Source organism: Orenia metallireducens (assembly GCF_003001995.1).
GTDB lineage: Bacteria > Bacillota > Halanaerobiia > Halobacteroidales > Halobacteroidaceae > Orenia > Orenia metallireducens_B.
In genome coordinates this window covers 215,514-229,064 of sequence record NZ_PVNB01000002.1, presented here as the reverse complement: position 1 = coordinate 229,064, position 13,551 = coordinate 215,514, and the positions used below count along the sequence as shown (strand labels likewise).

The window sequence follows — 13,551 nt, the reverse complement described above, 5'->3', positions numbered from 1 at the left end:
ATAGCTTTAGCTATAGTCCTTTAGTGGGCTTTAGCCTAAACGCGACTTCCAGTCGCAAAAGCATTCTACCGACTTCTAGTCGGTAGTTGTTGAATGAACTAGAACTTAATTTAAAGGTAAAAGTATATAGATATATTATAATATTAGTTCTATCACCTTTAATTGTTATTAATAATCTACTAAAAGAGTATTTGATTATGATAATCTAATCTCTGAATGAATAAATTTAGATTAGGAACTATTCTAGGGGATAAGGAAGTGAAAGAGTGATTATAAAAATAGAGAGGTATAGGGTATATTTACTATTATTATTGATATATCTAGTCTTCTTCTTACCAAATAATTTGGATATAAGTGATACTATTTTATCAACAGAGCCAATTGCTCAACAGAGAGTAATAGTTATAGATCCAGGTCATGGAGGAATAGATGGTGGAACTAGCTATTTAGGTATTTTAGAGAAGGATATCAATTTAGCTGTTGGATTGAAGTTAAGGGACTATTTAGAAAGAAATAGTAATACTAGGGTGATTATGACTAGAGAAAAAGACATCTCTTTAGACCATCTCAATCAATACTCTAGCAGTCGCCATACAAGAGATTTACGGGCTAGATTGGATATTATCAATCAAGATGGAGTAGATTTATTTATCAGTCTACATGTTGACCATCGTATTGGTCAGACTTGGCAGCAGGGGGCAACAGCTCTTTATTATCCACGCCATCGTCAAAATAAGATCATTGCTGAGGTGGTACAGAAGCATCTTAATCAATTGGAATATCAAGGTGTTAGAAAGAAGCAGCACCAGATTAAGAAGAGAAGTGATCTCTATATCTTAAAGGCCAAAGAGAACCCTGGTATTTTGATTGAATTGGGTTTTATCACTAATAAAGAGGATAGGGACTTACTGCAACAAGCAGCTTATCAAAAGCTTTTAGTAGAGGCGATCTATCAGGGAATAGAAGAGTACTTTTCAAGCTTTCAATTTTTAGATGAGGAATAACCTTAAAATTAAGGGATCTTAATTAAATTATTTAGAAGATAAGGGGGTGTTATTATGATTAGAGTTGATAAAAGATATTTTAAATATATTATTATTTGTTTCTTACTTACAGCTATGATAACCTTATTTATTGAAGGCAATCAGCTCTTAGCGGCAAAGGGATTGACAGAAGTTCCTCAGGAGAGAGGCTTAGCAGCTCAATTGAGGGTTAAAGTAAGAAACTTCTTGTTATATTCTAAAATTAGCCATCTAGCTGCTAGTGTAATTGATAATAAGAGCTATCAGACTCGCAAGGATTTGGAAGAGATAGCTGTTAATCTCTTAAGTGGGACTAAATTTTCTAAGTTAAATATTGATAGAAGCCAATTGATCAGTGATATTGGATACAAGAATGGTAGGGTTTATCTTAATCTATCAAATGATATCTATAAATTAGATGTATTTGAACACTTTCTAGTCATTGAATCTTTAGTAAAGTTATTTGCTGATCTAGGTGGGGTGGAGGATATACAATTTTTAATCGGTGGTCACAAGGGTAAGCTCTCAGCCCATTTGGATATTACTAGGCCGATTAGGGTGAGGAAAGATGATGCCAAGATAGCGATTATTATTGATGACTTTGGCAATAGAGCTGAAGGAACTGATAGTATTTTAAAGTTAAAGCAGAAGATTACCTGTGCAATTATCCCTTTTAAAGATGATTCTACAGAGGAGGGGGAGTATGCTAAGAATTTAGGCTTTGATGTAATCATTCATTTACCAATGGAGTCTGAGCTGGATAGACCAAATTGGATGGGTGCAAAGCCGATCTTAACTACCCTATCTAATGAAGAGATTAGATCAAGGATGGAAGAGGCTATAGAGGATATTCCCACTGCTGTTGGATTTAATAATCATACCGGAGGAAAGGCAACCGCTGATAGGCGGGTGATGAAGGTTTTATTGGAGGTGGCTAAACAAAGAGGCTTAGTAGCTATAGATAGTCGAACAACCCCTAAGACTGTAGTAGCTCAAGTAGGAAAAGAGGTAGGTGTTAGAGTTTTAGAGAGAGATGTATTCTTAGATCATAAGAAGGATTATGGGTATATTAGAGAGGCAATGCTTGATTTAGCTGGCAGAGCTATTTCTCAAGGTAGTGCTATAGGGATAGGTCATGTAGGTCCCCATGGTGGAAATGTCACAGCTCTAGTTTTGAAAAACATGTTGAATCCAATTGAGAGAGCTGGGGTTGAGTTTGTAGGAATTAGCAGTCTAATTAATAACAAGTGAGCTATTAACAATTATCAAATGAGCTTTGACTTGCCACTTGATATTATCAATAAAATATTTTGAATTTAAGTAGCAGATATCTTTATCTTTAAATATTATAGAGTATCTCATAAAAAGGGGGTACTATATATATGGATCCTAGAGATGAGAAATTAGTAGAATTATTAAGTTCTTTGCAGAAGAAAAAGGATATTTGTGTTACAGTGATTTCAGGTGTAGAAGCTTGTGAATATACTGGAGTGATAGATGAAATCTTTGATGGCTGTTATCTGGTTTTAAAAGGCAATGCAGAGGTTAAAGTATACATTCCTATAGCTTGTATCTATAAACTTATTTATTATTATGATGACCAGCAGCCAGCTATCTTTGAAAGGCAATAGAATACTCTAATGAATATAAATTAACTAATTTTAAAATGTGATTGGATATGGTTAACCTGATATTAATAGTTAAGCTAATCGATTATGATTAGCTTTTGTTATTTTAAGTATAAATAAGCATTAATCTTAGGCTAAAAGTATTGTAATATCCCTCTATTGTTTTCTATTAGTCTATTTTTATTTCAGGAATAACCGCTGTTAAATTAGAGGACAGTCCTGCTAGCTGTTGCAAAGCTGGATATAAAATTATATGATATTAAAGTGATCTGCCATTAAAATTTATAGGGGAGATTGATTAAAATTAAATTATAGAAAGGAATTAAATAATTATGATTCGTATTTCTGATATCAAGATATCAATTGAAGATGATAAGAGTAAGATCAAAGAAGAGCTATTAAAGAGGCTTAAGATAAGTAAAGAGGAATTAGTCGATTATAAGATCTATAAAGAGTCTATCGATGCGAGAAGGAGAAATGTAGTCTATTTTGTCTATACTGTTGATGCTCAAATAGAGCAAGAGGAGTTGATTTTAAGCAGATTAGATGATAATAAGATTAGAAAGAGTCCTGATTTAGAATATAAGTATGTAGAGGCTGGAAATAAAAGCTTAAAGCATCGTCCAGTGGTTGTAGGTACAGGCCCAGCTGGCTTATTTGCTGCTCTCCTTTTAGCACAGATGGGCTATCGTCCTTTAGTTTTAGAAAGGGGCAAGAGAGTAGAAGAGCGTAGTCAAGATGTTAATGATTTTTGGGAGAGTGGGAAATTAGACCCTGAATCAAATGTGCAGTTTGGTGAAGGTGGGGCAGGAACCTTTTCTGATGGTAAATTGACTACTCGGATTAAGGATTTACGATGTAGGAAGGTACTAACAGAGTTAATTGAAGCTGGTGCTCCTGAAGAGATTATTTATAAGAATAAAGCCCATGTAGGAACAGATATACTTCAGAATGTAGTCAAAAATTTAAGAAAGAAGATCATCACTTTAGGTGGAGAGATTCGTTTTCAAAGTAAGGTTACTGACTTGTTAATAGAAGAAAAGCAGGTTAAAGGGGTGATAGTCAATGGGCAAAAGGAGCTTAAAGCAGAGATAGTCATCTTAGCTATTGGTCATAGTGCTAGAGATACCTTTGAAATGATCTATCAACAGGGTGCCAAAATCGAACAGAAGTCCTTCTCAATTGGAGTTAGAATCGAGCATCCCCAAGGTTTAATCGATCAGAGTCAGTATGGTCAATTTGCAGGGCATCCTAAACTAGGTTCTGCTGATTATAGCCTATCCCACCAGTGTTCAACTGGTAGAACGGCTTATACCTTCTGTATGTGCCCTGGTGGAGAGGTGGTAGCTGCTGCTTCTGAGCTTGGTAGAGTAGTTACTAATGGTATGAGTGAATATAACAGGGACAAGGCAAATGCCAACAGTGCTTTATTGGTAGGGGTGGGTCCTAAAGACTTTGCTAGTAAACATCCTTTAGCAGGTGTGGAGTTTCAACGAAGATGGGAGCAGAGAGCCTTTGAAGTTGGTGGAGGAAATTATGATGCTCCAGCCCAACTGGTAGGGGATTTCTTAGCAGGACAGCCCTCTGTTAAGTGGAGAGAGGTTAAACCTTCTTATGCTCCGCGGGTTTGTATGACAGATTTAAGTCTGTGCCTTCCACAGTATGTGGTTGAGACTATTAAAGAAGCCTTACCTAAGCTAGATAAGAAATTGAGTGGTTTTGCTATGGATGATGCAGTGATGACAGCAGTAGAGACGAGAAGCTCATCACCAATTAGAATTATCAGAAGTAAAGAACATGAGAGTAATATTGGTGGATTATATCCTGCTGGAGAAGGAGCAGGATATGCTGGAGGAATTATGTCAGCAGCAGTAGATGGGATCAAGGTAGCTGAAGCAGTTATTAAAAAGTATAAGCTCTAAATAAAAAAAACTTGGGATAAAAATCCCAAGTTTTTTTAATAATCTACTTTTAAGCCGATAGTAGCTCCACTTGCTGAGCCAGAAGTTGTCCCCATATACTTATAGCCAATCTCTGCTTTGAAGTTTCCTTTAATAACAACTTCTAGACCAATTTGTCCATCAAATCCCCAACTATTATGACTAAGGTCAGTAGTTAAATTCAGGTTTGAGAAGACATTATAATTCTCCCAGCGAGAACGGCTTATCAAGCCTAGCATTAAATAGGTTCTATTGACATGTTCACTAGTAGTATCATCTTCATAAGAAGATTTACTATCACCTCTTAGATTTCTTAAACCAATCTGTAAAGCATTCAGTGAGTTTGGATTAACAAAGAGAGGGTGGTTAGGTATATATTGATACATAACCTCTAAGATTGGTCCTACAGCATAAAAATTATTGTCGGTACTTCCACTACCATCCTCATCTTTGGAGCCAGACATGTTATAGTAATAAGGTGCAAGGTAGTTTAATTGTTGGTGGTCATCATCAGTATTTGTTAATCTTAAGTTGATAGATGATCTCTTGTTAATACCAAAACCTGCCATAAATGATTGTAGATTGTATTCTGGATCGGGTCTAAAGGTCTCTAACTTAAAGGTGTGTTTGCCTGTCCCCGTAGTGAAGGTTGCATAAGAAGGCATGCTAGAAATTATTATTAGTGCAAAGGTTAATAAGAAAACTAATCTTTTTTTCATGATAAATCCCCTTTCTATAATTGTGTAAAATTTGTAGCAAGAAATACTTTGATATTATTATCATTTTGAATATAATTGGCCATTCAAGCCCTGCAAAGATGCTGTGGAGATACCTATTTGCTCCATAATTAATAATATTCTATAATTAACTAGGATATCCTGCTTAGAAGAATAATAAAATTGATTATAATGTCATAAATTTGATAAAAGCAGGAAATTAAATGTTAAACATAGAATAGTTATAAGCAGTGATAAATTCAGATTAGGAGGAGTATTTAAATGAAGAAGATTATCTTATTGTTAGTATTATCTGTACTAATTTTAAGCAGTAGTGCAATGGCTTCAACTTTAAACCTAGGGACTGATGTTTATAGGTTTCAAATGACCAACTTTCACTCAGGGGAAGGTGATTTTATTCAGGTGGATTTGGGTTATGGTGTAGATAAGTATACCGGTTATGGTATTTCTGTGATAGCACCTTATGATCAAGATGGTAAAGAAGCAATAGCTGAGTTAGAGTATCAGTTTATTCCCCAAAGTAAAAGAGGCACTAGAAAGAACTTTAACTATGCCTTTAAGCTAGGAGGGGTAAGTGGGACCTTTGTTGACTCTAGTAAGTCAGGGTTGAAGGCAGGTTTTATTATTGAACGGGCACTTGAGGACAAGTTAATGTATTTAGACCTTGACATGGTGGCTGGCTCAGATACTATCTTTGATGGAGAGATAGGATTTTGTGGAGAGATTGCTGAAGGTGTTTTAGGAGTAATTGGCTTTAAGGTAGCAGCTAGTAATGATGAGGATTTTGGTACAGCTACTGGTGTAAACTATGGTATCAAGATAGATTTTTAGGCTGAATATTTAAGAGGGTGTGAGTGGTTAGTCTAAATGTGAGAAGACCTTACTAATAAGGTACTCATGCTTATACTGCTGCTGGCACTTTTTTTATCTTATTTATAATAATTTAGTTCTTACTGGTTATTATAAGCATATAATTTGATATAATATTTAAGTTAAATTTATCTTTGCCTATCTCATGCAGGAATTTTTGATTTTTTAGAAAATAATATATAAATATAAAGTTTTGATGATATTGAGGAGGGTTAAAATGGATTATTTTAAAAGAAAGAAAGTAAAGGATGTTCTAACAAAAGAGTTAGAAGATACCTCTAATGTAACGGTATTAGGTTGGGTTAGGACCAAGAGAGTCTCTAAGAATATTGCTTTTATAGAGATTAATGATGGAAGTACATTAAAGAATCTACAGGTTGTAATCCTAAATCCTGATGAATTTGAAGTATTAGCTGAGATTAATACTGGTACTAGCTTGAAGATTGTGGGATATCTTGAAGAGGTTAAGGGTAGAGAGCAGAGTGTAGAGATGAAAGCAAAAGAGATTGAGCTAATAGGTGATTGCCCTTCTGATTATGAGCTACAGAAGAAGCGCCATTCCTTTGAGTATTTAAGAGAGATTGCCCATTTAAGACCAAGAACCAATACCTTTGGTGTCATGAATAGATTTAGAAGCAAGATGTCCTATGCTGTACATAAGTTCTTCCAAAAAAGAGGTTTTAATTATATCCATACTCCAATTATTACTGCCAATGATACTGAAGGAGCAGGAGAGTTATTTAGAGTAACTAACTTTGATTTAGCAAACCTACCATTAACAGATAAAGGTGAAGTTGATTTTAGTCAAGATTTTTTCAATGAGGAGACGGGTTTAACAGTTAGTGGGCAGTTAGAGGCAGAGGTCTTAGCTACTGCATTAGGTGATGTCTATACCTTTGGACCTACCTTTAGAGCTGAAAATTCCAATACTACTCGCCATGCTGCTGAGTTTTGGATGATTGAGCCAGAGATGGCATTTTGTGATTTGGATGAGAATATGCAGCTAATTGAGGAGTTCTTAAAGTATCTGTTTAACTATGCCTTAGAAGAGTGTGCAGAAGAGATGGCATTTTTCGATAGATGGATTGCTGAAGATAATCGTATCGAAAATTTAAAGAAGATTATCAACAGTGATTTTGCTCAGATTAGTTATACTGAGGCGGTAGAGATCCTAACTGTAGCTGATAAAGAATTTGATTATCAGGTAGAATGGGGGATTGACCTACAGACAGAGCATGAGAGGTACTTAACAGAAGAGCATTTTAATAAGCCAGTAATGGTTACAGACTACCCAAAGGATATTAAAGCCTTTTACATGAGACTAAATGATGACCAGAAGACCGTTAGAGCAGTTGACTGCTTAGTTCCAGGTGTAGGTGAGATTATTGGAGGAAGTCAGCGGGAAGAGCGCTATGATGTATTAGTTCAGATGATGGAAGAGGATGGAATGGAATTAGAGCAGTATGACTGGTTCTTAGATTTAAGAAAGTATGGTACTGTGCCCCATTCTGGTTTTGGTCTAGGTTTTGAAAGAATATTGATGTATATTTCAGGGATGAAGAATATTCGTGATGTAATCTCCTTCCCGCGTACTCCAGGTAATGCTAAATTTTAAGATGGAATTAATTAAAGACACCTTAGCGGTGTCTTTTTCAATATTAATATAGTCTATATACATGAAGAATTTTTTACTTGTTACTCATAACTGTCTTTAATTACTAGTACTTGACAAATCAGAGATATTTTTTTATAATATTATTAGCACTCGTTAGAGGTGAGTGCTAATAATCGCGGTTGAAAAAAGGTGATTGTGGTTAGAATATTATTAAAGATCAATTAAGGAGGTAGATATTAATGTTTGACCTAATGCCTTTTGACAACAGAAAAGCTAAAAATAATAATTTAATGGAGAAGTTCTTTGATTTTACACCTGCTACTTTCATTAATGAGTTTATGGAGATGAAGGGTGCTAACTTTAAAACAGATATCAAAGAGAAGGAAGATAGGTATATCCTAGAAACTGAATTGCCTGGTTTAGAGAAAGAAGATATTACAATTGAAACTGAAAAAAATTACTTAACAATTAGAGTAGATAAAGAGGAAAATTTTGAAGAAGAGCAGGATAACTTCCTCCATCGTGAAAGAAGAACTGGAAGTTATCAGAGAAGCTTCAAATTCAATAATGTCGATATAGAGCAGATTAGCGCAGAGTATAATAATGGGATTCTAGAGGTGAATTTGCCTAAATTAGAGCAAGAAAAGCCTAAAAGAAAGAGAATTGATATTAATTAAGAGTAGTAACGGGTGATAGGTGATGAGTGACGAAAAATTTTTACTCTTTACCTGTCACTTGTCATTATATAAAATGGGGTGATTTTATGAAGACTGATAATTTTACAATTAAGGCTCAAGAGGCTTTGATGGAAGCTCAACATCTAGCAGAAGATAACAGCAATCAAGAGCTTTATCCAACACACCTCTTATTGGCATTATTAGAGCAAGACCAAGGGGTGGTTAGACCGATATTAGAGAAACTAGAGGTTAATTTAGCTGCTTTAGAAGCTAATTTAAAAGAGACAATGAAGAGCTTACCTAAAGTCTATTCTGACGATGTTCAGCTCTATAGTTCTCAAGAGCTTAGTAGAGTTTTACGTAAAGCAAGAAAAGAGGCGGAAAATTTAGATGATGAATATATCTCTACTGAACATTTCTTATTGGCGATTTTATCAGAAGGAAAGAATAAAGCAGCTAAATTGTTACAAGATAATCAAGTTGATTTTAAGAGGGTTCAAAATGCAATCAAGGAGATTAGAGGTGGGGAGAAGGTGACTAGCCAAAGTGCTGAAGGTCAATATCGAGCCTTAGATAATTATACTATAGATTTAACTAAATTAGCACGTAAAGGTAAGCTGGATCCAGTGATCGGTCGTGATGAGAAGATTAGAAGGATTATGCAGGTCTTATCTAGACGGCGCAAGAACAATCCTGTCTTGATCGGTGATCCTGGTGTTGGTAAGACAGCTATTGTAGAAGGATTAGCCCAACGGATTATAAATGGTGATATTCCGGAAGGGTTACGGGATAAACGAGTAATTTCTTTAGATATGGGATCATTGGTAGCAGGTGCCAAATATCGTGGAGAGTTTGAAGAACGATTAAAGAGTGTTTTAAAAGAGGTCAATAAGTCTAATGGAGAGATTATTCTATTTATTGATGAGATGCATACCTTAGTAGGTGCTGGAGCTACTGAAGGGGCAATGGATGCAGCTAACTTACTTAAGCCTGCTCTTGCCCGTGGAGAGTTACGTTGTATTGGGGCGACCACCTTAAATGAATATAAGAAACATATTGAGAAGGATGCTGCCTTGGAGCGTAGATTCCAACCGATTATAATCGATGAGCCGACAGTTGAGGATACTATCTCTATCTTACGAGGTTTAAAAGAGAAGTATGAGATCCATCATGGAGTTAAGATTCAGGATAATGCACTAGTCTCAGCTGCTAAGCTTTCAGATAGGTACTTAACAGAACGTTTCTTACCAGATAAAGCGATAGATTTAGTTGATGAAGCTGCTTCTAAGTTACGCATAGAGATTGATTCTATGCCTGCTGAGATTGATGAGTTAGACCGTAAGTTAAGAAGATTAGAGATTGAGAAGGAGGCTTTAAGAAAAGAGGATGACTCTGCCTCTAAGGAGCGACTGGCCGCTATTGAAGCAGAGATAGGTGAATTGAAGGATAGGATAAATCCCCTTAAAGCAAAATGGGTCAATGAAAAGGAGATTCTTCAGAAGATACAAGATTTAAAAGAGGAGATAGAAGAGACCAAAATAGAAGCAGAAGCTGCTGAAAGGGATGCTGATTATGAGAAGGCTGCCCGTTTAAAGTATGGGAAGTTGCATGATTTAAGTGGCAAATTAGCAGAAGCCAATGCTAAAGCCCAAGGATTAAAACAGGAGAGAAATCTATTGAAAGAAGAGGTTAGATCTGAGGATATAGCAGAGATAATTGCTTCTTGGACCAATATTCCTGTGACTAGGGTAATGGAAGGTGAAAAGCATAAATTAATTCATCTAGAAGAGGAGTTAAGTAGCAGGGTAGTCGGGCAAGATGATGCTATTGAAGCTGTCAGTAATGCTATTCGCCGTTCCCGTACTGGATTACAAGATGAAGACCGTCCTTTAGGTTCTTTCTTATTTATGGGACCAACAGGGGTTGGTAAGACAGAGTTGGCCAAGACCTTAGCTGAATACCTCTTTGATGATGAAAAAGCTATAGTGCGTTTAGATATGTCTGAATATATGGAACGCCATGCTGTAGCCAAATTAATCGGTTCTCCTCCAGGCTATGTTGGCTTTGAAGAAGGAGGACAGTTGACTGAGAAGATCAGAAGAAAGCCTTATTCTGTAGTCTTGCTTGATGAGGTGGAAAAGGCTCATCCTGATGTCTTTAATATTCTATTACAGGTCTTAGATGATGGTATCTTAACTGACAGTCAAGGTAAAGAGGTTGACTTTAGAAATACAGTAATTATTATGACCTCAAATATCGGTTCACAGTATATCCAAGATATTGATAATAGAGATCTAATGGCAGAGAATGTTAGAGAAGCTGTTAAAGCCCATTTTCGTCCAGAGTTTATCAATAGAATTGATGAGCAGATAATCTTCCATGCTTTAGATGAAGAGCATATTAAGGAGATTATTGATATCCATTTAGGATATTTAACAGAGAAGTTAGCTAAACAGAACTTAGAGCTTGAATTGACTGACAAGGCAAAAGCAGAAATTGCTCAATTAGGCTATGACCCTGCTTATGGAGCAAGACCTTTACAACGGGTTATTCAAAAATATATCAAGGATAAATTGGCCTTAAAGCTACTAGAAGGTAATATTGATGAGGGCGATAAGGTTGTAGTAGACTATGATGGAGATTTTAGTTTCAAGGTTGAGAAATAGTATCTCTATTAATTAGTAATTGTTACTAGTTTGCAGAATAGATAGATATCCTTTATAATAAAATTAGATAGTAGTTAAAGGGGGCGATCAACATGATGGTCGATAGAATTGGAAGCTATGATTATTATGAGAGTCTTGCTGATTATTCAGATATTAAACCACGTGTTAGATATTCTTTTAATCTAATAAAGGATAGCCCACTATATAATAATGAAACTAGTATGAAAGAAAGCAATAAGATTGTTAGTAAGCAAATTACTAATAGAGTAACTAACTATTTAGATGAATTTAGAGAAAGTATGAATACTTTAAAAGAGTCTACAAGCAAGCTAGTAACTGATTATGAATCCTCAGTATTTCAAAAAAGAAGTGTAGTCAATTCTAATCCTGACGTAGCTGAATTAATGGTGGAACCAGGAAGTGAAGAAGGTCTTTATACAATTGAAGTAGATAAACTTGCTCAAGATCAATCAGCACAACTATCAAAGGATGCTCAATTTACAATTAATGGTGAGGAATTTACATCATCAAGTAATGAGATTGAACTATTAGATGAAGGTTTAACTATTGAATTAGAAGGTAAGGGTTTAGCAGAAGTTAGAGTTGAAGGTAATGATAAAAAGATTATAGAAGGGGTTCAAGCTTTTATTGAGAACTATAATCAGACTTTAGATCTGTTAGAATTAAATCCTGATAATATTAATGTTAGTAGTATTTTAGAAGACTTTAATGAGATTATTGGTTTTAAAGAGTCAAAGTTAGAAGAGATAGGAATTAATGTTTCGGAAGATAATAGATTAATTCTTGATGAGCCTTTATTTAAAGATAATTTAGATAAGGACAAATATTTGCTTGAAGAGACTTTAGGAGATAATTTAGGAATAGCTAAGCAAATAAACCACAAGGTCGATGAAGTATTATCCAATCCTTTCTCTAAATATATTGATTTTCCAGACTATGACCTTGATAGATGGTCAGATTTTGAGTTATATACAGAAGACAGCTCGATAGATTATTTTTTTGATGAAAGGGAGAATGGTCTATTGATGGATGTTATCACATAAGAGCTGAGATTAATTTAAAAGGCTATCAATTGGTTTTAACCAATTGATAGCCTTTTATCTTTAGCTGGAGAAATTTTTCCTTAATAAATATTATAAAATAGCACAAATTAAGAAGAAAAGCAGTCTAAATAAGGAGGAAAACAATGGGGATAGTAGTATATCCTTTAGCAACCAAGAATGGAAATAAAATCAGAGTCAAGTATAATGGAATCCTCAGTAAAGATGATACAGAACAAATCTACTTACATGCTGGATTGGGTTATCAAAACTGGGATTACGTAACTGATATTGCTATGGAACATAATCAAGAGGGGTGGATAGCAGATATTAGAGTAGAGGATTATGATAATAGATTAAACTTCTGTTTTAAAGATTCTGCTGAGCATTGGGATAATAATCATGGAGAGAATTGGAGCTATAAAATCTTTAAATGAAGTATAATTGATTTTACAGTAAGAGACTTAGATAGCTATCTAAGTCAATAATTTATTATAGAAATAAAAATTTAGCAGTAAATATTTTTTAAGAGCTAAATTAGTAGATTTTAATTGATTTAGTGAAATAGTAATCATAGTTAAAATAAATATTAAAAAATATTATAAAAATAACGAAAAACACATAAATTAAACTTGTGATAATAATTAAGAGGGGGAGATAGTAATGGATGAGGTAAGAGTTAGACCACTGCCAATGCATAATGGAGATGTAATAGAGGTACGCTATAATGGATTACTTGCTAAAAGTGGGGCAGACCAGGTTTATCTTCACACTGGAATGGCCTATGAATATGATTGGACCAATGTAGAGAATATCAAGATGAATAGAGCAGAGAATGATTGGATAGCCAATGTAGAACTCAAAGAGCCTGTTAAATTGAAGTTTTGCTTTAAAGATTCTGCTGATAATTGGGATAATAATAATGGACGTAATTGGAGTTATACAATCATATAATAGCTAGTTGAGATTATCCTTCGGTTCTTGTAATCGAAGGATTTTGCTTAAGAGAATCTAATTAAATTTATATTCTAAGGAGGAGTTAGATGGAAGTTAGAGTAGATCCACAACCAATCAATGCTGGAGATATAGTTAAGGTAACCTATAGTGGTTTACTTGCCAAAAGTGGTGCAGCAGAGATCTATCTTCATGCTGGAGTAGCTAAACAGCACCAATGGAGTAATACTTCTGATATCAAGATGGAGAACCGCTCTGGTATCTGGACAGCTAATCTACAAGTTCAAGAAGGGGAGACCTTTGATTTCTGTTTTAAGGACTCTGCAAATAATTGGGACAATAATAATGGTTATAATTGGAGCTATAATATCTTTTGATAAT

At 34.9% G+C, this 13,551-nt stretch carries 13 protein-coding genes; 12 read left to right on the top strand and 1 reads right to left on the bottom strand.

Annotated elements, in window-relative coordinates:
* Positions 1 to 266 precede the first annotated feature (266 nt).
* From BX659_RS02635 to BX659_RS02620, 4 genes are all read left to right on the top strand, one after another.
* Positions 267 to 1,004 (top strand): N-acetylmuramoyl-L-alanine amidase family protein, encoded by a 738-nt coding sequence (locus tag BX659_RS02635; RefSeq protein WP_097016276.1) that lies wholly within the window; start codon positions 267 to 269, stop codon positions 1,002 to 1,004.
* Positions 1,005 to 1,058: 54 nt separating this feature from the next.
* A complete protein-coding gene (locus BX659_RS02630; RefSeq protein ID WP_097016275.1) occupies positions 1,059 to 2,273 on the top strand; it encodes a divergent polysaccharide deacetylase family protein in 1,215 nt (404 codons plus the stop codon).
* Positions 2,274 to 2,404: 131 nt separating this feature from the next.
* Positions 2,405 to 2,653, top strand: a complete 249-nt coding sequence (locus BX659_RS02625; RefSeq protein ID WP_097016274.1) for a hypothetical protein — start codon at positions 2,405 to 2,407, stop codon at positions 2,651 to 2,653.
* A gap of 329 nt (positions 2,654 to 2,982) precedes the next feature.
* Positions 2,983 to 4,572, top strand: coding sequence for an NAD(P)/FAD-dependent oxidoreductase (locus tag BX659_RS02620; protein WP_097016273.1), 1,590 nt, complete (start codon positions 2,983 to 2,985; stop codon positions 4,570 to 4,572).
* Positions 4,573 to 4,607: 35 nt separating this feature from the next.
* Here the strand turns inward: BX659_RS02620 and BX659_RS02615 are convergent, their stop codons facing one another.
* Positions 4,608 to 5,309 (bottom strand): hypothetical protein, encoded by a 702-nt coding sequence (locus BX659_RS02615; protein WP_097016272.1) that lies wholly within the window; start codon positions 5,307 to 5,309, stop codon positions 4,608 to 4,610.
* A gap of 279 nt (positions 5,310 to 5,588) precedes the next feature.
* Between BX659_RS02615 and BX659_RS02610 the strand changes: the two genes are divergently transcribed.
* From BX659_RS02610 to BX659_RS02575, 8 genes are all read left to right on the top strand, one after another.
* The gene (locus BX659_RS02610) at positions 5,589 to 6,158 is read left to right on the top strand and encodes a hypothetical protein (protein WP_097016271.1); all 570 of its coding nucleotides are present in this window, start codon (positions 5,589 to 5,591) and stop codon (positions 6,156 to 6,158) included.
* A 256-nt stretch (positions 6,159 to 6,414) separates the two neighbouring features.
* Positions 6,415 to 7,812, top strand: a complete 1,398-nt coding sequence (gene asnS, locus BX659_RS02605; RefSeq protein ID WP_097016270.1) for an asparagine--tRNA ligase — start codon at positions 6,415 to 6,417, stop codon at positions 7,810 to 7,812.
* Between the two features lie 239 nt (positions 7,813 to 8,051).
* Entirely contained in the window at positions 8,052 to 8,489 is a 438-nt protein-coding gene (locus BX659_RS02600) for an Hsp20/alpha crystallin family protein (RefSeq protein ID WP_097016269.1), read from the top strand.
* Between the two features lie 86 nt (positions 8,490 to 8,575).
* Entirely contained in the window at positions 8,576 to 11,155 is a 2,580-nt protein-coding gene (clpB, locus tag BX659_RS02595; RefSeq protein WP_097016268.1) for an ATP-dependent chaperone ClpB, read from the top strand.
* A 92-nt stretch (positions 11,156 to 11,247) separates the two neighbouring features.
* Entirely contained in the window at positions 11,248 to 12,219 is a 972-nt protein-coding gene (fliD, locus tag BX659_RS02590) for a flagellar filament capping protein FliD (RefSeq protein WP_097016267.1), read from the top strand.
* A gap of 143 nt (positions 12,220 to 12,362) precedes the next feature.
* A complete protein-coding gene (locus BX659_RS02585; protein WP_097016266.1) occupies positions 12,363 to 12,653 on the top strand; it encodes a carbohydrate-binding protein in 291 nt (96 codons plus the stop codon).
* Between the two features lie 226 nt (positions 12,654 to 12,879).
* Positions 12,880 to 13,170: a carbohydrate binding domain-containing protein gene (locus tag BX659_RS02580; RefSeq protein ID WP_097016265.1), complete on the top strand. Its 291-nt coding sequence runs from the start codon at positions 12,880 to 12,882 to the stop codon at positions 13,168 to 13,170.
* Between the two features lie 89 nt (positions 13,171 to 13,259).
* The gene (locus BX659_RS02575) at positions 13,260 to 13,547 is read left to right on the top strand and encodes a carbohydrate-binding protein (protein WP_097016264.1); all 288 of its coding nucleotides are present in this window, start codon (positions 13,260 to 13,262) and stop codon (positions 13,545 to 13,547) included.
* The last annotated feature ends 4 nt before the right edge of the window (positions 13,548 to 13,551 follow it).